Source organism: Micromonospora antibiotica (assembly GCF_017599305.1).
Classification (GTDB): domain Bacteria; phylum Actinomycetota; class Actinomycetes; order Mycobacteriales; family Micromonosporaceae; genus Micromonospora; species Micromonospora antibiotica.
Genome location: NZ_JAGFWR010000016.1, coordinates 79,433 through 102,696, shown reverse-complemented (window position 1 = coordinate 102,696; position 23,264 = coordinate 79,433). Strand labels below are relative to the sequence as shown.

Here is a 23,264-nt window from a genome sequence, read left to right as displayed (position 1 = left end):
GAACGAACCGGCCGGCGAGTCACTCGCCGGCCGGTTCGTTCGTGGGTACCGGGGCCGACCGCTGTCCCCAGCGTCGGGTCGGCCCGCAGGTGGGCGGATCAGTTCATGAAGCCGCGGAGAAAGTAACCCCGCTCGCCGCACCGGTCGAAGGGCACGAGGCCCCCGGCGACGCCGGGTCCCGTCGGCTCCGCCACGCACGACTTGGTGCCCAGGGTGCAGGTGTAGGCCGTGTACTGGTGGCTCGCGACCCGTGCCGCACCCGTGCTCTTGCACTCGGCTTCCGACGGGTAGAAGCCACCATCGACCCACACCCCCGCGTGCGCGGGGCCTGCCATGAAGGCGACGGCCCCGGCCGTGGCCAGGACCGACATCGCAACGGTTCTCGCAACTTTCCGCATGGCTCTCCGTCGTCTCCCATCGTGGTTTCGCTGTTCTTCGGCACTGTGTGTTGTCCGCCAGCTCTTCCGGAACCGATAAGCGGGCGTACGCGTCCCCGGCCCGTTCGCCACGACGATCACCGCCGGGTCAGCTGACCGGAGGTGCGCGTCGACCGGACCGTTCGATATGCCGTTCGCATTTTCTGGAATAAGCGTTTCAGGGCATGGCGGCATCGCCCGTCCTGCGTATTTCCGCAACACGGGACGGGTGTTGTCACTGAAGGTCGGGTGCGAGCCGGCCGCTATTCCTGGCGAGCCGGCGTCAGTTCATGTATCCGCGGAGCCGGTAGAAGTTCTTCTTGGCGACGTTGTCCCATTCCTTGGTGCAGGTGTACGTCTGGTACATCCCGGTCAGCTTGCGACCGTCACCGACGGTCTGGCAGTCGGACAGGACCTGATAGAGCCCGCCGTCCACCCAGACCCCGGCATATGCCGGGCTTCCCACGAGCGTGACACCGGCCGCCGCGACAGCGACAGCCGTGCTTAATCGTCGCGCCAGCTTTTTCATCCCCCGCTCCGATCTTTCGGTTGCTGTTCGTCAATACGATGCTGGTGTCGAAGATGCATGTCAAGCCTTGAAATCGGTGTGGAGGTGTGCGAGTCGAGGTAATCCTGTCCCCTATTCGGGCTACTGCTGGCCACGACGGCGGCCAGGTCGGCGCGAGGGTGGCCGATGTTCGGCGGCGAGGGACAGCGGCCGATTTCGACCGCTGATAGGGTGGTGCTCATTGCGCTGCACGGGGGTCGGCGCGCTTTGCGGGGAGATCAGTTTGCGGGGCCATCGCGTTTACGGGGACCGTCGGGCTTTACGGGGACCATCGCGTACTACGGGCAGTGGTGAACAATGGTGGGTTCCTTGCCGGTCCGGTGCCGTCGGCGGTTCGCCGGGCGCACTCGCGCTCCCGGCGGAGGCGTTGTCCGATGCGCCGACCTGCGCGATCGCCGAGTGCGGCGGGCCTCCTCGCGGGCGGCGCGGGCCGTGGTCCGGTCGCCGGACCGGTCCGGAAACAGGGCGGCCTGATCCGGGAGGGGGTGGTCGGTCGTCGCGCGACCCGGTGCTGGCGCGCGAGCACTGTCGGTATCCCGTACTAGAGTCGCTGCCGTGACAGCTACGACGCCGCGCCTGCTTCTCGTCGACGGACACTCCCTGGCATACCGGGCGTTCTTCGCCCTGCCGGTGGAGAACTTCTCCACCACGACCGGGCAGCCGACCAACGCGGTCTACGGCTTCACCTCGATGCTGATCAACGTGCTCCGCGACGAGCAGCCCACCCACATCGTGGTCGCCTTCGACGTCTCCCGCCGTTCCTTCCGCACCGAGAAGTACGCGGAGTACAAGGCCGGCCGCAGCGAGACCCCGGCCGACTTCAAGGGGCAGGTCAGTCTGGTCAAGGAGGTCCTCGACGCGCTGCGCATCCCGGTCGTCGAGCGGGAGGGCTACGAGGCCGACGACGTCATCGCCACCCTGGCCTGCCAGGCCCGCGACCAGGGCATGCAGGTGCTGATCAGCACCGGTGACCGGGACGCCTTCCAGCTCGTCGGCGACACCGTGACCGTGCTCTACCCCCGCAAGGGCGTCTCCGACCTGGCCCGGATGGACCCGGCCGCGATCGAGGCGAAATACGGTGTCGGCCCGCAGCGCTACCGCGACCTGGCCGCGCTGGTCGGCGAGACCAGCGACAACCTGCCCGGCATCCCCGGCGTCGGCCCCAAGACGGCCGCCAAGTGGATCACCACCTACGGCGGGGTCGAGGGCGTGATCGCCCACGCCGACGAGATCAAGGGCAAAGCCGGCGACAGCCTGCGTGAGCGGCTTGCCGACGTGATCCGCAACTACGAGATCAACTGCCTGGTCTCCGACCTGGAGCTGCCGATCCGTCCCGAGGACGCCCGCTGGCAGGGCTGGGACCGGGAGGCCGTGCACCAGGTCTTCGACACGCTCCAGTTCCGCATCCTGCGCGACCGGTTGTATCAATACCTGGAGGCGGTGGAGCCGGAGGCCGAGGCGGGCTTCGACCTGACCGCCGAGGTGCTCACCGCGCCCGGCGCGTTGACCGACTGGCTGGCCACGCACGCCCCGGTCGGCACCCAGGTCGGTGTGGCGGTGAAGACGCCGGCCAAGCCGAAGGAACCCCGCGAGCGTTACGAGCCGCAGCTGGAGGCGCTGGCGTTCGCGCTGGCCACCGGCCCGGCGGCGTGGCTGGACCCGACGACGCTGGCCGAGGCCGACGAACGCGCCCTGGCCGGCTGGTTGGCCGACCCGCAGCAACCGAAGGTGCTGCACGACAGCAAGCACGCCCGGCTGGCCTTCGCCGCGCGGGGTTGGGACCTGGCCGGCGTCGCCCGGGACACCGAGGTCGCCGCCTACCTGGCCCGCCCCGACCAGCGCTCCTACGACCTGACCGACCTGGCGCTGCGCTACCTGCACCGCGAGCTGCGGGTCGACGCGCCGGAGACCGGGCAGCTCACCTTCGACGGCCTCGGTGACGACGGCGAGGCCGAGCAGAACCTGATGCTGCAGGCGCGGGCCACCCTCGACCTGGCCGACGCGATCGACGCCGAGCTGTCCCGCGACGGCGAGCAGTCGGCCCGGTTGATGGCCGAGGTGGAGCTGCCCCTGTCCGAGGTGCTCGCCGCGATGCAGCGCGTCGGCATCGGTGCCGACCTGGACTACCTCCAGGAGCTGGAGGCGCACTTCGCGGGCGAGGTGAAGTCCGCCGCGCAGAGCGCGTACGCCGCCGTGGGGCGGGAGTTCAACCTGGGTTCGCCCAAGCAGCTCCAGGAGCTGCTCTTCGGGGAGCTGGGGCTGCCCAAGACCAAGAAGATCAAGACCGGTTACACCACCGACGCCGACGCGCTCCAGTGGCTGCACGCGCAGAACCCGCACCCGGTGCTGGAGCACCTACTGCGGCACCGGGACGTGGCGAAGCTCAAGACCACCGTCGACGGCCTGCTCAAGTCGGTCGCCGACGACGGCCGCATCCACACCACGTTCAAGCAGACCGTGGCGGCCACCGGCCGGCTCTCCTCCACCGACCCGAATCTCCAGAACATCCCGATCCGCACCGAGGAGGGCCGGCGCATCCGCCGGGCCTTCGTGGTGGGCGACGGCTACCAGACGTTGCTCACCGCCGACTACAGCCAGATCGAGATGCGGATCATGGCGCACCTGTCCCTGGACGAGGCGCTGATCGAGGCGTTCAACTCCGGCCACGACTTCCACGCCGCCACCGCGTCGTCCGTCTTCACTGTCCCGGTCGGCGAGGTCACCGCCGACCAGCGCCGAAAGATCAAGGCGATGAACTACGGCCTGGCGTACGGGCTGAGCGCCTTCGGCCTGTCCCAGCAGCTCGGCATCACCGCCGAGGAGGCCCGCGGGCTGATGGACAACTACTTCGCCGGTTTCGGTGGGGTGCGTGACTACCTGCACGAGGTGGTGGCCCGGGCCCGCCAGGACGGCTACACCTCCACCGTCCTGGGTCGCCGCCGCTACCTGCCCGACCTGGTCAGCGACAACCGGCAGCGCCGGGACATGGCCGAGCGGATGGCGCTCAACGCCCCGATCCAGGGCTCGGCGGCCGACATCATCAAGGTCGCCATGCTGCGCGTCGACACCGCGCTGCGCGACGCCGGGCTGCGTTCCCGGATGCTGCTCCAGGTGCACGACGAGCTGGTCTTCGAGGTCGCCCCCGACGAGCGGGAGGCGCTGGAGGCCCTGGTCCGGCAGGAGATGGGGGCGGCCTATCCGCTGTCGGTGCCCCTGGAGGTCTCCGTCGGCGCGGGCCGGGACTGGAACAGCGCCGACCACTAGGCCGGTTGGCCATCCGGGCGGTGGCCGGTTGGGCCTACGGCCGTTCGGGTCGGTGACCGGCGACCTGACCAGGGAAATGGCGGCCTGACCAGGGAGATTCTGACCGGGACGAGGGGGAGACATGACCACGCTCCACGACCGGCCGCACACCGCGCTGCTCGTCGTCGACGTGCAGAACGGCGTGGTCGCGGGGACGCACCGGCGTGACGAGGTCGTCGGCACCGTGGGCGCACTGGTGCGGCGGGCCCGACACGAGGGGGTGCCGGTCGTCTGGGTGCAGCACTGCGACGCCGACCTCGTCCGGGGCAGCGACGACTGGCGGATCGTCCGCGAGCTGGCCCCCGGCGAGGCCGAGCCGCTGGTCGAGAAGCACTACGGCGACTCCTTCGAGGACACTGCGCTGGAGTCGGTGCTGGCCGGGCTGGGTGTCGGGCGACTCGTGGTGGCCGGTGCGCAGACCGACGCGTGTGTCCGGTCGACGCTGCACGGCGCGTTCGTCCGAGGCTACGACACCGTGCTGGTCGGCGACGCCCACACCACGCAGGACCGGACGGCGTGGGGTGCTCCACCGCCCGAGCAGGTCGTCGCGCACACCAACCTCTACTGGGCCCGCCAGACGGCGCCGGGACGCACTGCCGGCACGGTCGAGGCGGAGGACGTCGACTTCGCCGTCCCGGCCTGACCTCCGCCGCCCCGCCCGGGGCGGTCACCGCAGTGGGTCGTGGCCCCAGTTCATCAGCGACCAGCGCCACCTGGTGTCCCGGATGTCACCGGCGGGCCGCTGCGCCAGGTGCCGGTGCACGTACCCGATCACCGTGCGCATGTGCTGGTAGTCGGCAGCCGACAGTTCGGCCCGCTTGCGGCGGAGCAGGTCGACGATCCGCCGCCCGGACGAGTGGCCGACCGACTCGCCGCCGCCGGCACGTCCACCCTTGTGCCAGCCGACGTGCTTGGACTCAGCCGTCTGCAACCAGGAGGACAGCTCGCCGGGCCGCATGTTCACCGCCTCGGTGAACTCGCGGTAGGTCTGCTGCGGATCGTCGGCCCGGCTCATCGCGCACCGCCTCCAGCCGGTGGGCGACGTCGGGTGCCGTCATGGCGGATGCGGAACCTCTGCTCGGCCATGTCCGCCGCGTACCCGGGGGCGGTCCACCGAAACGACCGGGTGCGGACCCGGTGCTACGTGACACCTCGGTGATCGGCAGGTGTCCGGTGGCGCCGCTCAGCCCGGCCCCGACGGCCCGGGTGACAAGGAGTCGGTCGGGAGCGGGGCGGGCAGCCGCCGCCGGTCAGCTGCCGGTCGGCTTCTCGGTGACGAAGATGGCGGTGCCGGGGAAGAGCCGTCCGCGCAGCGGGCTCCACTGCCCCCAGGTCTCCCGGTGTCCGGCCGGCCATTCGGGCTCCACCAGGTCCAGCAGGCGGAAGCCGGCGTCGACCAGTTCGCGGATCCGGTCACCGAGGGTCCGGTGCTGCTCGACGTAGCTGGCCACCCCCCGCTCGTCCTGCTCCACGTAGGGCGAGCGGTCGAAGTACGAGTGCACGGCGGTCAGGCCACCCTCGCCGGGGTCGTCCAGGAAGACCCAGCGCATCGGGTGGGTCACCGAGAAGACCCAGCGCCCCCCGGGGCGTAGCACCCGGTGCACCTCGGCCATCAGGGCGGTGGAGTCGTCGACGAACGGGATCGCGCCGAAGGCCGTACAGGCGATGTCGAAGGACGCCTCGGCGAACGGCAGGGCCAGGGCGTCGGCCTGCACCAGCGGGACGCGTACCCCGGTGGTGCCGGCGGCGCGGGCGGCGTGCCGCAGCATTCCGGCGGAGAGGTCGAAGGCCACCGGCTCCGCCCCCTGGGTGGCCAGCCAGCGGGCGCAGGACGCCGCGCCGCAGCCGACCTCCAGCACCCGCCGCCCGGCGACCTCGCCGAGCAGCCGCGCGTCGGACTCGCGCAGCCCCTCCGGGCACCAGCGGAAGTCGACCTCGCCCAGGAACGCGCCGTGCTCGGCCTGGTAGTCGTCGGCGTCGGCGTCCCACCAGCCCCGGTTGGCCCATCGTGCCTCGGTGGCGCCCACCCGGCGTCGCAGCACCCGCTCGTCGTCGTCCACCAGCTCGTCGTCGCTCACCAGCTCACGCTAGGCCCTGCGGTGGTCTCGCCCGCCGGACCCCGCCGCGCGCGGCGTGCCGGACCGCCGTACGCTGTCGGTCCCGTGGGGTGGATGTGACGGATGAGACACCGGAGGCGCTTTTTCCCCGAAATCTCCGCTTTCGCAGCTGGCGGGTTCGCGAGGACCCGGGAGGCCTTGCACGCTGTGGTAATGCAGCGGGTAGGCTAGACGATGCGCTCGTGGATCGTGTACCTCGGCAGGGAGCAGGTGCGCGGTCGTCGGAGCACCAATGGTCTTCTCTTGACGATCGTTCGGTGTGCCCGGTGGCGGATCCGCTGGCGCGAACGGGTCACTGCGACACCACGCCTGCTGTGACAACCCATCCGACCGGAGCAACCGCCCACATGACGAGCAGCATCGAGGCCCCCTCGAGCGCCACCCGGGTCACCCACGACGATCTCGGTTCCGAGGAGGCTTTCCTCGCCGCGATCGACGAGACCATCAAGTACTTCAATGACGGCGACATTGTCGAAGGCACCGTCGTCAAGGTCGATCGGGACGAGGTCCTGCTCGACATCGGCTACAAGACCGAGGGTGTCATCCCCTCGCGGGAGTTGTCGATCAAGCACGACGTGGACCCCGCCGAGGTCGTCTCGGTCGGTGACCACATCGAGGCCCTGGTCCTCCAGAAGGAGGACAAGGAGGGGCGTCTGATCCTCTCGAAGAAGCGGGCGCAGTACGAGCGGGCCTGGGGCACGATCGAAAAGATCAAGGACGAGGACGGCGTCGTCCGCGGTTCGGTCATCGAGGTGGTCAAGGGTGGCCTCATCCTCGACATCGGGCTGCGCGGCTTCCTGCCCGCCTCCCTGGTCGAGATGCGGCGGGTGCGTGACCTGCAGCCGTACGTGGGCCGCGAGCTCGAAGCCAAGATCATCGAGCTGGACAAGAACCGCAACAACGTGGTCCTGTCCCGCCGGGCCTGGCTGGAGCAGACGCAGTCCGAGGTGCGCACCGAGTTCCTCAACAAGCTCCAGAAGGGGCAGGTCCGCAAGGGCGTCGTCTCGTCGATCGTCAACTTCGGCGCGTTCGTCGACCTGGGCGGCGTGGACGGCCTGGTGCACGTCTCCGAGCTCTCCTGGAAGCACATCGACCACCCGTCCGAGGTCGTCGAGGTGGGCCAGGAGGTCGAGGTCGAGGTCCTGGACGTCGACCTGGACCGCGAGCGGGTCTCGCTGTCGCTGAAGGCGACCCAGGAGGACCCGTGGCGGCAGTTCGCCCGCACCCACGCGATCCAGCAGATCGTGCCGGGTAAGGTCACCAAGCTGGTCCCGTTCGGCGCCTTCGTCCGGGTGGACGACGGCATCGAGGGCCTGGTCCACATCTCCGAGCTGGCCGAGCGCCACGTGGAGATCCCGGAGCAGGTCGTGCAGGTCGGCTCCGAGGTCATGGTCAAGGTCATCGACATCGACCTGGAGCGCCGCCGGATCTCGCTGTCGCTCAAGCAGGCCAACGAGGGCTTCGTCGAGGGCGAGGAGCACTTCGACCCGACCCTCTACGGCATGGCCGCGACGTACGACACCGAGGGCAACTACATCTACCCGGACGGCTTCGACCCGGAGACGGGCGAGTGGCTCGAGGGGTACGACAAGCAGCGCGAGACCTGGGAGAACCAGTACGCCGAGGCGCGTCAGCGCTGGGAGGCCCACACCAAGCAGGTGCAGACCTCCCGGGCCGCCGACGCCGAGGCCGCTGCCAACCCGGCTCCGCCCGTGGCCGCCGGTGGTGGCACCACCACCTCGACCAGCTCGTCGACCCCGAGCCGGCAGGCCGAGGAGCCGGCGGGCACCCTGGCCACCGACGAGGCGCTCGCCGCGCTGCGGGAGAAGCTCGCCGGCGGCAAGTGACCCAGGAGGCTGCCACCGGGTACCACGTCTGACGTCGTACCCGGGCCCGGGTAGCCGCTGACCAGAAGAGCCCCGCCTCCGGTCCACGTTCAGTGGACCGGAGGCGGGGCTCTTTGGCGTCGGCGTCGGATACGGCTACCCCGCTGACACCACGTGGCGCTCCGGCGCGAGGCGGCCCGTCGGCGGCGGTCAGGTGCCGCCGGTGCCCAGGGCGGGCTCCCCGGTGCGGTGCGCCGGCAACACGGGCCTGGTGGCGTGGTGGGAGGTGGGGGCGGGGGTGGTGTGGTGGGGCAGGGGCCGATCCGGTTGACTGGGTCGGTGCTGAGGGTGGGGTTGACCGGTGGTATCGGGTCCGGCAAGAGCGCGGTGGTGACCCGACTGGCCGAGCGGGGCGCGATCATCGTCGACTCCGACCGGATCGCCCGGGAGGTGGTCGCGCCGGGCAGTGCGGGGCTGGCCGAGATCGTGGCCGCCTTCTCCGACCGGGTGCTGACCGCCGATGGCGCACTGGACCGGGCGGCGTTGGGCGCGTTGGTCTTCGCCGACGAGGCTGCCCGCCGTCGGCTGGAGGAGATCACCCATCCCCGGGTACGGGCCCGGTCCGCCGAGCTGTCCGCTGCGGCCCCCGCCGACGCGGTGGTGGTCAACGACGTGCCGCTGCTGGTGGAGGTGGGGCTGGCACCGTCTTACCACCTGGTGGTGGTGGTGCAGACGGCCGTGGCCATCCGGTTGGCGCGGCTGGCGCGGGACCGGGGGATGACCCGGTCGGAGGCCGAGCGGCGGATCGCCGCCCAGGCCGACGACGCCCGCCGCCGGGCGGCGGCCGACGTGGTCCTCGACAACGACGGCGGTCTCGACGAGCTGCACGCCGCCGTGGACGCGCTCTGGCGGGACCGCCTGCTGCCCTACGAGCGCAACGTGCGGGAACACCGGGCGGTCCGGGAGGGGTGGGCGGTGCTGACCGAGCCCGACCCGACCTGGCCGCAGCAGTACGCCCGGCTCGCCGCCCGGATCCGGCACGCGCTCGCCCCGGCCGATCTGCGGATCGACCATGTCGGCTCGACCGCTGTGCCGGGGCTGGCCGGCCGGGACGTCATCGACGTGCAGGTGACCGTCCCGTCGCTGGCCGAGGCGGACGGCGTGTTGGCGCGGCGACTCGCCGACGCCGGATTTCCCAGGGTGCCCGACGTCCGGGGGGGCCACCCCCGACCGGCAACGGGCGACGGCGGGGCGGGCCGGGAGGAGCGGCTGCACGGCGGTGCCGACCCGGGGCGGCCGGTACGGGTGCACCTGCGGGTGGCCGGATCCCCCGGCTGGCGACACGCCCTGCTGACGCGGGACCACCTGCGTGCCGATCCCGGTCAACGGGCGGCCCACCTGCTGGTGGAGCGGGAACTGGCGGCGGCACCGCCCGATCCGGGGTCCACCACCACGGGCGACCCGTGGTCCGCCGAGGAGTACCTGCGGGCGGAGGCGTGGGCGACCCGGACCGGCTGGCGTCCCTGACCGCAGCCCCCGCCCCGGCCCGGTGCGGACGGCACCGGAATCGCGCCGTCTGCGGATCGCGCATTCGGCAGCGTCGTGCCCGTCTGCCGGGTCAGGGCGTCGGCCGAATCGCGCCGCCGGCAGCGTCGTGGCGTCCGCCGGGTCGTGACGCCGACGTTGCCGTGCGGTGGGGCGCGACGAGTCCCGCCGGCAGCGGCCCGGGGCTCAGGTCCAGCTGCGCCCACAGACCCCCGGTGGTGCGTAGCTCCAGCCGGTACGGGAACCCGCTGCGGTCCAGCCAGTAGCGCAGTCGCCGGCCCTGCTGGCGTACCTCGAACACGTCCACCGGCCGGTTGGCCCGCCGGTCGCCCCGGATCCGGACGGCCGTGTCGACGCCCGGCGGGCGTCCGTCGGCCTGTAGCGCCGCGTCGACCAGCACGTCCAGTTCGTCGGCCGGCCGACCGTCGAGCCGCCAACCGGTCCCGGCCGGCGGCGGCAACGGCGGACCGGGGGCGGCGGTGTCCGGCCCGACCGGTACGTCCGCCCGGGCGAAGCCGGTCCGGTCCCGCCGCCGCAGCGTCCGACGGCCGAGGGTGTCCAGCTCGGCGACGGACAGGTAGGAGACATCGGCGGACCAGCTCAACCAGCCGCTGCCGCGCAGGTTGGCGGCGGTGCCGAGGGGGGCCGTCACGGTGACGGCGGCCCCGCTGCCGGCGCGTAGCCGGGTGGTCAGGCGGCCCAGCCGGGCGGCCTCCTCGTCGGTGAGGGCCCGGGGCAGTCCTGGCCGGCCACCGAGCGCGTCGACCGGCCACGGCGTCGGCCGGTCGACGCGGTCCAGCTCGACGGTGACCGGGGTCCCGTCGTCGAGCCGGCCCGCCCAGCGACGCAGCCGGGCGTCCCGGTCCACCCACCAGCGGGGGTCGGTGTCCCTGGCCTCCGGTCGACCGGTCGGCCCGGCGGCGGGCCGACCGCGGGGCCCGACCGGCCGCAGCGCCGCCTGGAGGACGTCCACCGGGTCGCCGCCGACAGTGTCCCGGCCGAGCCACCGTCCGCCGGTGCGTAGTGGTTCGGCCGGCTCGACCCGGTCGGCGGCCAGCGCGAACAGGACGGCGAGCGCGCCGTCCAGGCGTCGCCCGGTGGGTCGGTCGCGCAGCCGCCATCGGTCGACGGGAGGCACCAGCGGTGGCCGGGCCGGGGTCACGATCGCCGTGGGGTCGCGACGGTGCACCACCACCGGGCCGTCGGCCTGCACCAGCCCCCGGTCCTGGCCGGCACCCGGACCGCCGACGGCGAGGTAGGCCAGGGGACGCGACCAGTCGACCCAGCCGACCAGGTCGGTACGGCCGGCTGCGGTGCCGACGGCCACCCGTACCCCGGCCCGGACGTCCCGGTAGGCGCTGACCCGGGCGGCTGCCAGCCGCTCGACCTCGTCGCCGGTCAGCGCGCGGGCCGGCGTGGCCGGTGCGGGCGACCAGCTGAGCAGGCCGGCCACCAGGGCGGCGGCGGAGGTGGCCGCGACCGCGCCCAGGACGAGCAGGGTGGCGCGTCGCCGCCCCGGCGTGCGGTCCTCGGGGCCGGGCGGGGCGGTCGTGCCGAGGGTGACCGGTCGGTCGGCGGTTCGGTGTCGCCGGCCGGCACGTCGTCGTCCCGGGCCGGTGCCGGGCGGGTGTCGTGGCCGGTCGGGCGAGGTCTCCACGTGGGGTTGAACGGGCCGGCCGGGGGCGGGGTGACGCCGCCGGGACGGGTGGGGTGGGCGGGCGGTGGCCGGCCGGACGGGCAGGGGCGCTCGCGGCGGCCGGTCTGCGCCAGGGGCGCGACCACGCGGGGTGCGCACGCCGGTGATGTCCGGGTGCTGCGACCCCAGGTGCCGGGCGGTGGGAGCCTGTCGAGGCCCGGCCACTGCCGCGGTCGGCCGCCGCGAGCGGCCTACGGTGTCCAGGCTAGCCCTCTGAGATGTGGGCCACAATGGCAATATCGAAGGTGGTCGACTGCTGACGACGGTCGCGGCACAGTGTCGGACCCGCGGCGTACCGTTGATGTCATGGCGCTCGACATTCCCCGGCTCGACGGTCGCTTCCAGGTCGTCAGTGACTTCCAGCCGGCCGGCGACCAGCCGGCCGCCATCGATGATCTTGAGCGTCGGGTCCGACGTGGCGACCGCAACACCGTGCTGCTCGGCGCCACCGGCACCGGCAAGAGCGCCACCACCGCCTGGCTGGTCGAGCGACTGCAACGGCCGACCCTGGTGCTCGCCCCCAACAAGACGCTCTGCGCCCAGCTGGCCAAGGAGTTCAGCGAGCTGCTCCCGCACAACTCGGTGGAGTATTTCGTCTCCTACTACGACTACTACCAGCCCGAGGCGTACATCCCGCAGACCGACACCTACATCGAGAAGGACTCCTCGATCAACGAGGAGGTCGAGCGGCTGCGACACAAGGCGACCATGTCGCTGCTCACCCGGCGCGACACGATCGTGGTGGCGACCGTCTCGGCCATCTACGGCCTGGGCACCCCCGAGGAATACCTCGACCGGGCCGTCCGGATCGCCGTCGGGCAGGAGCTGGACCGCGACCAGCTGCTACGCCGGCTGGTCGACATCCAGTACACCCGCAACGACATGGCCTTCCAGCGCGGCACCTTCCGGGTCCGGGGCGACACCCTGGAGATCATCCCGGCGTACGAGGAGCTGGCGGTCCGCATCGAGCTGTTCGGTGACGAGGTGGAGAAGCTCTACTACCTCAACCCGCTCACCGGTGACGTGGTCAAGGAGGTCGACCACCTGTTGATCTTCCCGGCCACCCACTACGCGGCCGGTCCGGAGCGGATGGAACGGGCCACCCGCGACATCGAGGCCGAGCTGGGGGAGCGGCTGGCCGAGCTGGAACGGCAGGGCAAGCTGCTGGAGGCGCAGCGGCTGCGGATGCGCACCACCTACGACCTGGAGATGATGCGGCAGGTCGGGTTCTGCTCCGGCATCGAGAACTACTCCATGCACATCGACGGCCGACTGCCCGGCAGTCCCCCGCACTGCCTGCTCGACTACTTCCCGGACGACTTCCTCACCGTGGTCGACGAATCCCACGTCACCATCCCGCAGATCGGTGGCATGTTCGAGGGCGACGCCTCCCGCAAGCGGATGCTGATCGACCACGGTTTCCGGCTGCCCAGCGCCGCCGACAACCGTCCGCTGCGCTTCGACGAGTTCCTGGAGCGGGTCGGCCAGCTGGTCTACCTCTCGGCCACCCCGGGCACCTGGGAGATGGAACAGGCCCAGGGCGAGTTCGTCGAACAGGTCATCCGCCCCACCGGCCTGATCGACCCGGAGGTCGTGATCAAGCCGACCAAGGGCCAGATCGACGACCTGATGGACGAGATCAAGCTGCGGACCGAGCGCGACGAACGGGTGCTCGTCACCACGCTGACGAAGAAGATGGCCGAGGACCTGTCCGACTACCTCCTGGAGAACGGCATCCGGGTGCGTTACCTGCACTCCGAGGTCGACACCCTGCGCCGGGTGGAGCTGCTGCGCGAGCTGCGCAAGGGCGACTACGACGTGCTGGTCGGCATCAACCTGCTCCGGGAGGGGCTCGACCTGCCCGAGGTCTCCCTGGTGGCGATCCTGGACGCCGACAAGGAGGGCTTCCTGCGCAGTGGCCGGTCGCTGATCCAGACCATCGGCCGGGCCGCCCGTAACGTCTCCGGCCAGGTGCACATGTACGCCGACAAGATCACGCCGTCGATGGCGTCGGCGATCGACGAGACCAACCGCCGCCGGGCCAAGCAGATCGCCCACAACGAGGCCCACGGGATCAGCCCCGAGCCGCTGCGCAAGAAGATCCACGACATTCTCGACGACATCTACCGCGAGGCGGAGGACACCGAGAATTCCCGGATCGGCGGGGCCGCACGTCAGCTGTCCCGGGGCAAGGCGCCGGTCAAGGAGACCCGCAGCCGCAGCCGGGCCACGGCCGGTACCCCCTCCCGCGAGGGGATGGCCCGCGCCGACCTGGCGCAGCTGATCCAGGAACTCAACGACCAGATGCTCGCCGCCGCCCGCGAGTTGCAGTTCGAGTTGGCGGCGCGGATCCGCGACGAGGTCGCCGACCTCAAGAAGGAACTGCGCGGGATGGACGCCGCCGGGGTGAAGTGACGGCCACCCCGGTGCTGGACGAGGTGCGCGTCGGGACACCGGCCGGTGGGCTGCGCTCCCTGGTGGGCAGCTACCTGGGTTACCGGGAGAGCCGGCCGGCGCATCCGGGGGGTGTGCCGGCCCGTGCGGCGTCGCCACTGGTGCGGCACGAGGCGGCCGGGGCCTTCGTGGTCCTCATCCTCGGCTGGGGCGCCCCGCTGGACGTGCTGAACCCGCGCTCGGCGGCGCACAGCGCGTACCAGGTGGACTCGTTCGTGGCCGGGCCGTACGACGGCTACTGCACGACCTCGACGGTCGGGGCCGGTGCCGGGGTGCAGTTGCTGCTCACCCCGCTGGCGGCCCGTCGGATCCTCGGGGTGCCGCTGGGGGAGTTGGCCAACCGGGCGGTGGCGGTCGACGGGCTGCCCGATCCGTGGCTCGACCGGTTACGGGTCCGGCTGGCCGAGATGTCGGACTGGCCCCGCCGCTTCGCTCTGCTCGACGCGGCGCTCGGGGCCCGGCTGGCGGCCACCGATCCGGTCGAGGAGCACCTGGGCCGGGCCTGGGGCCGACTCGCCGGGTCGGCCGGCCGGATCGGCATCGGCGAGCTGGCCGACGAACTGGGCTGGAGTCGCCGGCACCTGACCGCGCGGTTCCGCCGGGAGCTGGGGCTGGGCCCGAAGACGACCGCCCGGCTGCTGCGCTTCCAACGGGCCTACGCGGCCCTGGGGCGGACGCACGCCGTGCCCGCGTCGCCCGTCGGGTCGGATCGTCCCGACCCGACGGACGGCTGGGCCGAGTTGGCGGTGCGCTGGGGCTACTACGACCAGTCGCACCTGATCCGGGAGTTCCGGGAGTTCACCGGGGTGACCCCGACGGCGGTGGGCCGGCCGGGTTCCCATTCGTCCAATCCGGGCTGATCCCCGGACGGCACACTCGACGCATGACCAACATCTACCCGACCTTCCGGTATCCCGACGCCCGGGCGGCGATCGACTGGCTCTGTGCGGCGTTCGGGTTCCGGGTCCACGCGGTGCACGACGGCCCGGACGGGACGGTGGCGCACGCCGAGCTGGCCCTCGGTGACGGCATCGTCATGCTCGGCACGGGCCGGGGGCGACCGGATCGGCCGGCCGACGACGACTACGCCGTCTACGTGGCGGTCGACGACCTGGACGCCCACCACGACCGGGCGCGGGCGGCCGGGGCGGAGATCGTCCGGGAACCGTTCGACACCGGCTACGGTTCCCGTGACTACGCGGCCCGGGACCTCGCCGGTCACGTCTGGTCGTTCGGCACCTACCGGCCCTGACCGGACGGCCCCGAACGGCAGCCGTAGCGAACGGGGGGTTGCCGTTCGGGGCCGACTCCGACAGCGGCGTCATCCGAATCGGGCTCAGATTATTGTTGCGGTGAGCAAGCAAAGTGTTGCCCTGGGTGATGATCCTGCGTACCCTCCCTCGTGGGGAGGCCGGGATGCCATTGTCATCGAGTCCTGTCATTCGACGCGCGAGGCTCGGCGCCGAGCTGCGCCAGTTGCGCAGACGGGAGGCGCTGACGCTGGAACAGGTCTGTGCCCGGTTGGGCTGGGCCTCCACCTCCAAGTTGTCCCGCATCGAGCTGGGGCAGAGCCGGCCCGACCTGGCCGACGTACTCGATCTGCTGGACGTCTACGAGGTGCCGTCGCCGCAGCGCGAGGCACTGATCGTCATCGCCCGCGACGCGGCGACCGGGCGCGGCTGGTGGAAGGCGCTCGGCGAGATGAGCGAGCGGCAGCGCACCTACGCCGAGCTGGAGGCGGGGGCGGCGTCCATCGTGGAATACCAGCCGACGGTGCTGCCGGGCCTGCTCCAGGCGCCCGGCTACGCCCGGCTGCGGATCACCGCCGGTCGACTGCTGCACCCGGACGTCGACGTCGAGGCCGACCTGCGGGCCCGGCTCACCCGGCAGGGGGTGTTGCGCCGCCCCGATCCGCCGCAGTACACCGCGTTGCTCGACGAGCGGGCCTGCGATCCGGCGGGTCTGCCCGCCGACGTGTGGCGTGAGCAGTTGGACCAGCTGCTGGCGTTGGCCGAGTTGCCGCACGTGACCATCCGGGTGGTGCCGAGGACGGCGGTCCCGCGTGGTGGCGCGTACCCGTTGACCGCCTTCTCGTGTTACTCGTTCCCCGACCCGGCCGACCCGCGCACGGTGATGCTGGAGGCGCTGACGACCGACGTGCGGCTGGCCTCCGACGCCGACGTCGGTCGCTACGACCGGATGACCGGCTGGCTCTCCGCCGCCGCGCTCAGCGCGGCGGAGACGGTGGAACTACTCGGTCGCAGGGCCGCCGGTCTCGCCGTCGGCCCACCCGCGGTCGCCGTCGGTGCGGCCGGCGGCGGGGGTGCCGCCCACCGTGCGGGAGAGGCGGGCGAAGCGGCCGACGGCCCCGGTACGCGGCCGGCCGGTCCGGGCTCACCCGTAGCGGTTGAAGCCACCCTCGGAGTCGATGACCTGGCCGGTGATCCAGTCCGCCTCCCGTGAGCAGAGGAAGCGCACCAGCCGGGCCGCCTCCTGCGGGGTGCCCCAGCGTCCGCCCGGGAAGCGCGCGGCCACGGCGGCGTGTGCCTCCGGTGCGGCGTAACCGGTGTCGGTCGGCCCGGGGTTGAGGCAGTTGACGGTGATCCCCCGGGCCATCAGCAGCGGCGCGAGCTGCGTGGTGAGGTTTTCCAGGGCGGCCTTGCTGGCCGCGTAGGCCAACTCGTCGGGCATCGGGCCGAGTCGTTGGCCGCTGGAGAAGAACACCAGCCGGCCGCCGGCCCCGGCGGTGAAGGCGGTGGCGAACGCGTCGGCCAGCAGCAGACAGGCCCGGACGTTGACCAGCAGGTGCCGGTCGACCTGGGTGGCGTCCAGCTCCCCCAGTCGGGTGCTGGTGGAGTAGGCGTGCGCGGCCACCACGGCATCGAGCCGGCCGTGCCGGCGTACCGCCTCGGCGACCAGGGCCGCCGGGGTGCCCGGGTCGAGCAGGTCGGCGGTGATGTGTTCGGCGGAACCGGCCAGATCGGCCAGCAACGCCGGCACGCCGTCGGGGTCACCGCCGTAGGGCTGGGCGTCGTCGAAGTCGGGCAGACCGGTGAGGAGCAGCCGGTGTCCGTCGGCGGCGAGGGTGCGGGCGACCGCCGCGCCGATGCCGACCCGTCGGCTCACCCCGGTCACCAGGAACACCCGTGCGGTCATGCGGGCCAGTCAACCGGAGCCGGCGCACCGGACGCCACGGATTAACAACCACTGCGCCGTAACGGCCGCAACGGTCCACGGGCATGGTGGGGCACCGGCATAGTGGGGCACCGGCACGGTGGGTCGGCGCGCGACCACCGGGCCCGGCACCCCCGAACGTGTCGGGGCCGGTGGGCCGCGCGTGCGCCGCACGATAACCCGGGGGTACGACAGATCCGGGTCGAATCTGATCGACCAAGGTAAATTTCTCTACCCGTCGGGCCGCCCCGAACCGGGACCGCTCGACCGGCCACCCCGAAGCGGCCACCCCGAACGGGTCGCCCCGAAGCGGCCACCCCGAAGTAGCCGGCCCGAAGCGGCCGGCCCGCCGCCGGGTCGACCGCGAAACGACCTGCGGCCCGTGGGTCGGATGGTGGGACCCGCCGGGCCGACCCGGAACGGCCGGCTCGGCTCAGGCCGGGACGTCGACGAAGTGCTCGACCCGGGGCGGTCCGGCGAAGTGTGGGCCGATCAGCGCCCGCCACCTGTCGAACGCCTCGGTGCCCCGGAAGTTCTCCTCGTGGGCCTGCACCGAGTCCCACTCGACCAGCAGCACGAAGCGGGAGGGGGACTCGATGCCCCGGGTCATCCGGACCGAGCGGCACCCTTCGGTGGCGATGATGATGGCGTGCGCCTCCGCGTAGGCGGCGGCGAAATCGTCCTCGTGTCCGGGCAGTACGTCGATGAGCGCGACCTCAAGCACCATGCTGACAGCCTGCCACGCCCTGCCGGGCCCCCACGGCGGTGGGGCCGAACCCGGCGCGGAGCAGGCGGACCGACTCCGCACCAGCCACACCTAGCCTCCTAGGAAGCCCTGCGAGGTGTGGCGTGGCACCAGCCGACCCGATCGGCCTCCACCTGCGGCATCACCCCTCGACAGACACTGCGGGCGGTCCGCCGCAGCGGAGCGACCGGCGCGGCGACCGGGTTCAGAACGTGATGCTGCCGGCAATGCATGCCGCAGGAGATGCGCCCGTGGCCCTCGATGGTGAACAATGGCGGCCGAGGAGGGGAGTATTCCCTCGCGACGGAGTCGTCAGCACGGTCGAGCGTCACCCCCGACAATCGACCCGGCTCCGCCGGTCGGCGTCCCGTTCGCGGGTCACCGGCGGAAGAGACCTCCGTCAGTCACCAGTGTGTGCGTCGTCGCCCACCCCGCCGTCACGCGGCGTACGGTGTGCCCGACGCCGCGTGTCTGCCGGAGGAATGGATTGAACGTGTCCGGAATGGTGTGGGCGGGAACTCTCGTCGCACTGACGGCTGTGCTCCTCGTCGACCTCTTCATCATCGGTCGCCGGCCGCACGAGCCCAGCGTCCGCGAGTCGAGCCTCTGGGTCAGCTTCTACGTCGGCCTGGCGCTGCTCTTCGGGGCAGGGCTGTGGGTCACCGCGGGCGGCAACGTGGCCGGCCAGTTCTACACCGGTTGGTTGACCGAGTACAGCCTCTCGGTGGACAACCTCTTCGTCTTCGTGATCATCATGGCCCGCTTCGGGGTGCCCCGGAAATACCAGCAGAAGGTGCTGCTCGTCGGCATCGTGCTGGCGCTGGTCATGCGGGGTGGCTTCATCGCCGCCGGAGCGGCGCTGCTCGCCCAGTTCTCCTGGGTGTTCTACATCTTCGGCGCGTTCCTGATCTACACGGCGGTCAACCTGGCCCGCCAGGGTGAGCCGGAGGAGGACGAGTTCAAGGAGAACGTGCTGATCCGGTGGAGCCGCAAGGCGCTGCCGATCTCACGGGACTACGACGGGGCGAAGCTCACCACCCACCAGGCCGGCCGGCGGTTGTTCACCCCGATGCTGGTGGTGATGATCGCGATCGGCACCACCGACCTGATCTTCGCGCTGGACTCGATCCCGGCGATCTTCGGGATCACCCAGGAGCCCTACCTGGTCTTCACCGCGAACGTCTTCGCGCTGATGGGCCTGCGACAGCTCTACTTCCTGGTCGGTGGGCTGCTCGACCGGCTGATCTACCTGAGCTACGGCCTGGCGGTGGTGCTCGGCTTCATCGGCGTCAAACTGGTGCTCGAGGCGCTGGCCGACAACAACCTGCCGTTCCTCAACGGTGGTGAGCCGATCGGCTGGGCCCCGCACATCCCGATCTGGTTGTCGTTGACCGTCATCCTCGGCTGCCTCGCCGTGGCGACGGTGGCGAGCCTGGTCAAGTCGTCCCGGGACCGTCGCCGCGAGCTGGTCGAGGCCCGCCGCTGACCGTCGTGACCACGATGGGCGTCACCGCACGTCGGTGACGCCCATCGCCGGTTCGAACCCCGGGTCAGACCCGGTGCGCGCCGACCAGGGTGGCGACCCGGTCGGGCGGCAGCGGCTCCGCCAGCACCCGCCGCTGCCGGTAGCAGGCGTGCAGCATCCGTGGTCCGCTGCCGTCGGTCACCAGGCCGACGTGGTGGACCCGGCGTCCGGGGCGGGCGAAGAAGTAGAGGTCGCCCGGGAGTTCCTCGCCGGCCGGCACCGGGGTGGTGGCCGCCGCCTGGTCGTCGGCATCGCGGGGCAGCGTCACGCCGAACCGCCGCCAGACCAGGTGGACCAGGCCGGAACAGTCGATCCCGTGCCCGGAGAGCCCACCCCAGACGTACGCGACGTCGCGCAGCCGGGCGGCGACGGTGAGCACCTCGTCGGCCGTCGGCGCGACGGTGGGCAGGTCGGTGACGTCCACCTCGGGCACCCACAGGGGATCGGGTCGACCGGGTGCCCGGACCGGTCGCCACCCGTCCACGGCGGGGCCCACGGGCAGGAGCCGGGTGCCGAGGACGACCCCGGGCAGGGTCACCGGGCCGTCGGGGGTGGCGCGCAGGCCGGTGCTGACGGCGTCGACGACCAACGGACCGGGCGGGTCCGGGTCGGGGGTGGCGGGGGTGAGTTGCGCGGTGGGCAGCCAGCCGGGATAGCCGCGCGGGTCACGTCGGGGGGCGGCCTGTTGCACCGCGACCACCTCGGCCCAGCCGCCGGGGCGCAGCGCGGTCACCAGGACCCGCTCGCCGAGCAGCAGTTGGCTGAGCACGCAGTCGCCGACCCGTTGGGTGGCGTCCATCCCGGTGATCCAGCCGTCGGTGTCGGACGGCACCGACAGGGCCGGCCGGTCGACCGGGCGGGTCGCGCCGGGGTCGGTCCAGAGGGTGGCGACGGCCACCTGTACGAGGGCCTCGCAGCCCGGCTCCAACTCCACGTCGACCTCCGGCTCACGTGTCGGTGCCTCACCGGACGATAGGTAAGAAAAATGCGGTCATCAACTCTGGTGGTGAACTTTTGTTTCGGTCACCGAGGTGATGCCGAGCCCCGGGGCGTCCGGCAGCACCACCGTGGCGCCCTCGTACCGCAGCCCCCCGCGCACCGGTGACCGGGCCAGCCACCAGGCGGCGTCCAGGTCGGACACGGCACTGGTCGTGTACGCGGCGGCCAGGCTGGCCGCCGCCCCGACACCGACCTGGCTCTCCATCATGGACCCGACCAGGGTGCCCATGCCGTGCGCGCGGGCCAGTTCCAGCAGGGTCCGCGCCGGTCGCAGCCCACCGCACTTGGCGAGCTTGACGTTGACCAGGTCGGCGGCCCGCCGGCGGATCACCTCGACCAGGTCCCGTACCCCGAACACCGCCTCGTCGGCCAGGATCGGCACGCCCACCCGGTCGCCGACCCAGGCCATGCCGTCCAGGTCCCACCGGGCGACCGGCTGCTCGACCAACTCCACGTCGAGCCCGGCGTCCTCGACGCCCCGGATCACCCGGACCGCCTCGCGCGGCGTCCAACCCTGGTTGGCGTCCAACCGGATCCGCACCCCCGGGCCGACGGCCGCCCGGACCGCCCGGACCCGTGCCAGGTCGCCGGCCGCATCCGTGCCGACCTTCAGCTTGAGCACGTCGAAGCCCTCGCCCTGCCGTTGCCGGGCCGCCCTGGCCAGTTCCGCGCCGTCCCCGGCCGCCAGCGTGACGTCCGTCGGCACCCGCAGCGCCGTGCCGCCGAGCAACCGCACCAGTGGTACGCCGAGCCGCCGTGCCGCCAGGTCGTGCAGGGCCACGTCCAGCGCGCAGCGGGCCGCCTCGTTGCCGGCCACCGTCGCCGCCATCTCGGCGCAGCGGGCCAGCACGTCGTCGGCGTCCCGGCCGACCACCGCCGGGGCGAGCACGTCCCGCACGCACGCCTCCGCGCCGGCCACCGAAGCCCCGGTGACCTGCCACACCTGCGGTGCCTCCCCGTAACCGGACCGACCGTCGTCGTCGGTCACCTCCACCACCAGGGTCTGCACCGTGGTGGTCCGGCGCAGCGCGGTGACGAACGGGGTGTGCAGCGGCGCGGACAGCCGGTGGGTGCGTACCGCGGCGATCGTCATGTGCGGCACCCTATACGCACCATGTCGCCGGAAGGGGAGGCCGATGAGCGTGCGGGACTGGCAGCTGGTGGGCGCACCGAACGCCCGTGACCTGGGCGGACTACCCACCACGGACGGGCGGCGGGTACGCGTGGGCCGGCTGATCCGGACCCCGGCGCTGGGGCGGTTGACCGAGGCCGACCTGACGGTGCTGGGCCGGCTCGCCCCGGCCTGCGTGGTGGACCTGCGCGACGACTCGGAGACCGCGCTCGCCCCGCCGAACCGGCTGGTCGGTGACCCCCGTCTGGTCCGGTTGCCGGTGCTCGACCCGGCGCACCCCGGGTTCACCTACCTGTCGGCGGTGCTGCACGGTCACGACCTCACCGGGTACGACGAGCTGGCCCGGCGGGGTGCGGCGGCGGCGATGGCGGAGGTCTACCGCTGGTTCGTCAGCGGCGCGGTGGCCCGGGAGGGCTTCGCCCACGCGGTGCGGCTGGCGGCCGATCCGGCCCACCTGCCGTTGCTGTTCCACTGCTCGGCCGGCAAGGACCGCACCGGGTGGCTGGCGGTGGTGCTGCTCACCGCACTCGGCGTCGACGAGGCGACGGTGCGGGCCGACTACCTGCGGCACAACGACCTGACGGTGGAGTCGCGGGCGACCATGTCGGCGGCGATGCTGCGTCGCCGGCCGGAGCTGGACCCGGAGACGGCGCAGGCGGTGCTGGAGGTCCGCCCCGAGTACCTGGACGCGGGCTACGACGAGGTGCGCCGGATGTTCGGGTCGTTCGACGCGTACCTGGTGGACGGGTTGGGGGTGACCGCCGAGGTCCGCGTCGCCCTGCGGGCGCACCTGCTGGAGTGACACCGGGCTGACCTGGGCCCAGCCGGGCCGGTCAGCCGATCGTGGCGGGCGGACCGTTGCGGGTCAGCCGGCCAGGTCGTGTCGGGCCGCCCAGGCCGTTGCCGAGATCTCCGCGACCAGTCGGCAGGCGTCGTCGGGGGAGGCGGCCAGGTCGGTGGTGGTGCAGACGGCGATCACGTACGCCGGGGCGTCGTCGGGCAGGACCACGCCGGCACCGTGCCGTACCCCGCGTACCCAGCCGTTCTTGTGGGCGATCCGGGTGCCGTCGGGCAGCCCGGCGGCGAGATCCTCCCGGTGCCGCTGGGCCAGCAGCACGTCCAGCATGGCGGCGCAGGCGGCCGGGGAGGCCAGCGGTCCGGGGTGTTCGGCACCGGTGGCCAGCCCGCCGAGCAGCGCCGCCAGGTCGGCCGGGGTGACCAGGTTGGTGATGCCGGCCTCCCGGGCGGCGGCGTCCTCGATGCCCCGACCGGTGACGCTGTGCCGGGCCCCGGCGAGCTGCCACGCCTGGGCGACGGCGGGCAGCCCGACCCGGTCGATGATCAGGTTGGTGGCGAGGTTGCTGGACCGGGTGATCATCCGGTCGGCCAGCCAACGCGGGGTGGCCTGCCCGCCCAACCGCTCCCAGACCGCGTCGTCGTTGTCGTAGTGGCGGGCGCAGGAGAACCGGGGCGCCCCCGGCTGGGCCGAGTCGAACTCGTCGACCACCGGCACCGGGACGTCCAGGTCGAGGGTGCCCGCCTCGGCGGCCCGGTGCAGCGCCAGCAGCACCGCGACCTTCATGGTGCTGGCCGCGTAGTGGGTGGCGTCGGGGGTACGGGTCCAGGTGGCCGGTGCGTCGAGCCGACCCACGTACGCCGAGACGGTGCCGGGCACCCGGTCCAGCCGGGCGTCGAGGTCATCCCAGGTCATGCCGTGACGGTAGCGGACCGCCTGCGGGCACGGGGGCCGCCGAGGCGAGGCGA

Annotated in this window: 18 protein-coding genes and 2 pseudogenes; 10 read left to right on the top strand and 10 right to left on the bottom strand. The window is 72.4% G+C overall.

The features are described from left to right. Window positions 1–98 precede the first annotated feature (98 nt). Together JQN83_RS23070 and JQN83_RS23065 are read right to left on the bottom strand one after the other, a co-directional pair. Window positions 99–371 (bottom strand): hypothetical protein, encoded by a 273-nt coding sequence (locus JQN83_RS23070; protein ID WP_208569236.1) that lies wholly within the window; start codon window positions 369–371, stop codon window positions 99–101. Between the two features lie 328 nt (window positions 372–699). Further along, window positions 700–882, bottom strand: a complete 183-nt coding sequence (locus tag JQN83_RS23065; RefSeq protein WP_208569235.1) for a hypothetical protein — start codon at window positions 880–882, stop codon at window positions 700–702. 657 nt (window positions 883–1,539) lie between these two features. Here JQN83_RS23065 and polA point away from each other — a divergent pair. Next, entirely contained in the window at window positions 1,540–4,248 is a 2,709-nt protein-coding gene (gene polA / locus JQN83_RS23060; RefSeq protein WP_208569234.1) for a DNA polymerase I, read from the top strand. Window positions 4,249–4,369: 121 nt separating this feature from the next. Next, window positions 4,370–4,930: an isochorismatase family protein gene (locus JQN83_RS23055; protein WP_208569233.1), complete on the top strand. Its 561-nt coding sequence runs from the start codon at window positions 4,370–4,372 to the stop codon at window positions 4,928–4,930. Between the two features lie 27 nt (window positions 4,931–4,957). Here the strand turns inward: JQN83_RS23055 and JQN83_RS23050 are convergent. Then, a pseudogene (locus tag JQN83_RS23050) lies at window positions 4,958–5,302 on the bottom strand (DUF3140 domain-containing protein); the annotation flags it as partial. A gap of 235 nt (window positions 5,303–5,537) precedes the next feature. Continuing rightward, window positions 5,538–6,347 (bottom strand): class I SAM-dependent methyltransferase, encoded by an 810-nt coding sequence (locus JQN83_RS23045; protein WP_208569270.1) that lies wholly within the window; start codon window positions 6,345–6,347, stop codon window positions 5,538–5,540. 404 nt (window positions 6,348–6,751) lie between these two features. Here JQN83_RS23045 and rpsA point away from each other — a divergent pair, with 404 nt between their 5' ends. Both rpsA and coaE read left to right on the top strand, forming a co-directional pair. Next, window positions 6,752–8,251: a 30S ribosomal protein S1 gene (gene rpsA / locus JQN83_RS23040; RefSeq protein WP_208569231.1), complete on the top strand. Its 1,500-nt coding sequence runs from the start codon at window positions 6,752–6,754 to the stop codon at window positions 8,249–8,251. Between the two features lie 318 nt (window positions 8,252–8,569). After that, window positions 8,570–9,757 carry a dephospho-CoA kinase gene (gene coaE, locus JQN83_RS23035; protein ID WP_208569230.1) on the top strand — a complete coding sequence of 396 codons (1,188 nt, stop codon included), beginning with the start codon at window positions 8,570–8,572 and terminating at the stop codon, window positions 9,755–9,757. Window positions 9,758–9,848: 91 nt separating this feature from the next. On the opposite strand, the gene JQN83_RS23030 is transcribed toward coaE, so the two are convergent. Continuing rightward, entirely contained in the window at window positions 9,849–11,432 is a 1,584-nt protein-coding gene (locus tag JQN83_RS23030; protein ID WP_208569229.1) for a hypothetical protein, read from the bottom strand. Between the two features lie 345 nt (window positions 11,433–11,777). On the opposite strand from JQN83_RS23030, the gene uvrB reads away from it, so the two are divergent. The 4 genes and pseudogenes from uvrB to JQN83_RS23010 form a co-directional block, all read left to right on the top strand. Then, entirely contained in the window at window positions 11,778–13,886 is a 2,109-nt protein-coding gene (gene uvrB, locus JQN83_RS23025; RefSeq protein ID WP_208569228.1) for an excinuclease ABC subunit UvrB, read from the top strand. After that, on the top strand, window positions 13,883–14,785 hold the full coding sequence (locus tag JQN83_RS23020) for a helix-turn-helix domain-containing protein (RefSeq protein WP_307799598.1): 903 nt from the start codon (window positions 13,883–13,885) through the stop codon (window positions 14,783–14,785). The genes uvrB and JQN83_RS23020 overlap by 4 nt, the downstream gene beginning before the upstream one ends. Window positions 14,786–14,808: 23 nt before the next feature. After that, window positions 14,809–15,177 carry a VOC family protein gene (locus tag JQN83_RS23015; protein WP_208569227.1) on the top strand — a complete coding sequence of 123 codons (369 nt, stop codon included), beginning with the start codon at window positions 14,809–14,811 and terminating at the stop codon, window positions 15,175–15,177. Window positions 15,178–15,341: 164 nt separating this feature from the next. Continuing rightward, window positions 15,342–16,196, top strand: a pseudogene (locus tag JQN83_RS23010) (helix-turn-helix domain-containing protein); the annotation flags it as partial. 123 nt (window positions 16,197–16,319) lie between these two features. Here JQN83_RS23010 and JQN83_RS23005 read toward each other — a convergent pair. Further along, a complete protein-coding gene (locus JQN83_RS23005) occupies window positions 16,320–17,081 on the bottom strand; it encodes an SDR family oxidoreductase (protein WP_244253011.1) in 762 nt (253 codons plus the stop codon). Window positions 17,082–17,532: 451 nt separating this feature from the next. Then, window positions 17,533–17,826, bottom strand: coding sequence for an antibiotic biosynthesis monooxygenase family protein (locus tag JQN83_RS23000; RefSeq protein WP_208569225.1), 294 nt, complete (start codon window positions 17,824–17,826; stop codon window positions 17,533–17,535). 505 nt (window positions 17,827–18,331) lie between these two features. Between JQN83_RS23000 and JQN83_RS22995 the strand changes: the two genes are divergently transcribed. Next, the gene (locus tag JQN83_RS22995) at window positions 18,332–19,330 is read left to right on the top strand and encodes a TerC family protein (protein ID WP_208569224.1); all 999 of its coding nucleotides are present in this window, start codon (window positions 18,332–18,334) and stop codon (window positions 19,328–19,330) included. Window positions 19,331–19,394: 64 nt separating this feature from the next. Here the strand turns inward: JQN83_RS22995 and JQN83_RS22990 are convergent, their stop codons facing one another. Next, window positions 19,395–20,303 (bottom strand): C40 family peptidase, encoded by a 909-nt coding sequence (locus JQN83_RS22990; RefSeq protein WP_208569223.1) that lies wholly within the window; start codon window positions 20,301–20,303, stop codon window positions 19,395–19,397. A 60-nt stretch (window positions 20,304–20,363) separates the two neighbouring features. Continuing rightward, a complete protein-coding gene (locus JQN83_RS22985) occupies window positions 20,364–21,461 on the bottom strand; it encodes a mandelate racemase/muconate lactonizing enzyme family protein (RefSeq protein ID WP_208569222.1) in 1,098 nt (365 codons plus the stop codon). A gap of 43 nt (window positions 21,462–21,504) precedes the next feature. On the opposite strand from JQN83_RS22985, the gene JQN83_RS22980 reads away from it, so the two are divergent. Next, window positions 21,505–22,302, top strand: a complete 798-nt coding sequence (locus JQN83_RS22980) for a tyrosine-protein phosphatase (RefSeq protein ID WP_208569221.1) — start codon at window positions 21,505–21,507, stop codon at window positions 22,300–22,302. Window positions 22,303–22,365: 63 nt separating this feature from the next. Here the strand turns inward: JQN83_RS22980 and JQN83_RS22975 are convergent, their stop codons facing one another. Continuing rightward, window positions 22,366–23,211, bottom strand: coding sequence for a serine hydrolase (locus tag JQN83_RS22975; RefSeq protein WP_208569220.1), 846 nt, complete (start codon window positions 23,209–23,211; stop codon window positions 22,366–22,368). Window positions 23,212–23,264: the final 53 nt, after the last annotated feature.

What these genes read in the sequence shown, in the direction of transcription:
- JQN83_RS23070 (WP_208569236.1), bottom strand. Translation starts at nt 371, where the DNA reads ATGTCGGTCCTGGCCACGGCCGGGGCCGTCGCCTTCATGGCAGGCCCC.
- JQN83_RS23055 (WP_208569233.1), top strand. Translation starts at nt 4,370, where the DNA reads ATGACCACGCTCCACGACCGGCCGCACACCGCGCTGCTCGTCGTCGAC.
- rpsA (WP_208569231.1), top strand. Translation starts at nt 6,752, where the DNA reads ATGACGAGCAGCATCGAGGCCCCCTCGAGCGCCACCCGGGTCACCCAC.
- uvrB (WP_208569228.1), top strand. Translation starts at nt 11,778, where the DNA reads ATGGCGCTCGACATTCCCCGGCTCGACGGTCGCTTCCAGGTCGTCAGT.
- JQN83_RS23015 (WP_208569227.1), top strand. Translation starts at nt 14,809, where the DNA reads ATGACCAACATCTACCCGACCTTCCGGTATCCCGACGCCCGGGCGGCG.
- JQN83_RS23005 (WP_244253011.1), bottom strand. Translation starts at nt 17,081, where the DNA reads ATGACCGCACGGGTGTTCCTGGTGACCGGGGTGAGCCGACGGGTCGGC.
- JQN83_RS23000 (WP_208569225.1), bottom strand. Translation starts at nt 17,826, where the DNA reads ATGGTGCTTGAGGTCGCGCTCATCGACGTACTGCCCGGACACGAGGAC.
- JQN83_RS22985 (WP_208569222.1), bottom strand. Translation starts at nt 21,461, where the DNA reads ATGACGATCGCCGCGGTACGCACCCACCGGCTGTCCGCGCCGCTGCAC.
- JQN83_RS22980 (WP_208569221.1), top strand. Translation starts at nt 21,505, where the DNA reads ATGAGCGTGCGGGACTGGCAGCTGGTGGGCGCACCGAACGCCCGTGAC.
- JQN83_RS22975 (WP_208569220.1), bottom strand. Translation starts at nt 23,211, where the DNA reads ATGACCTGGGATGACCTCGACGCCCGGCTGGACCGGGTGCCCGGCACC.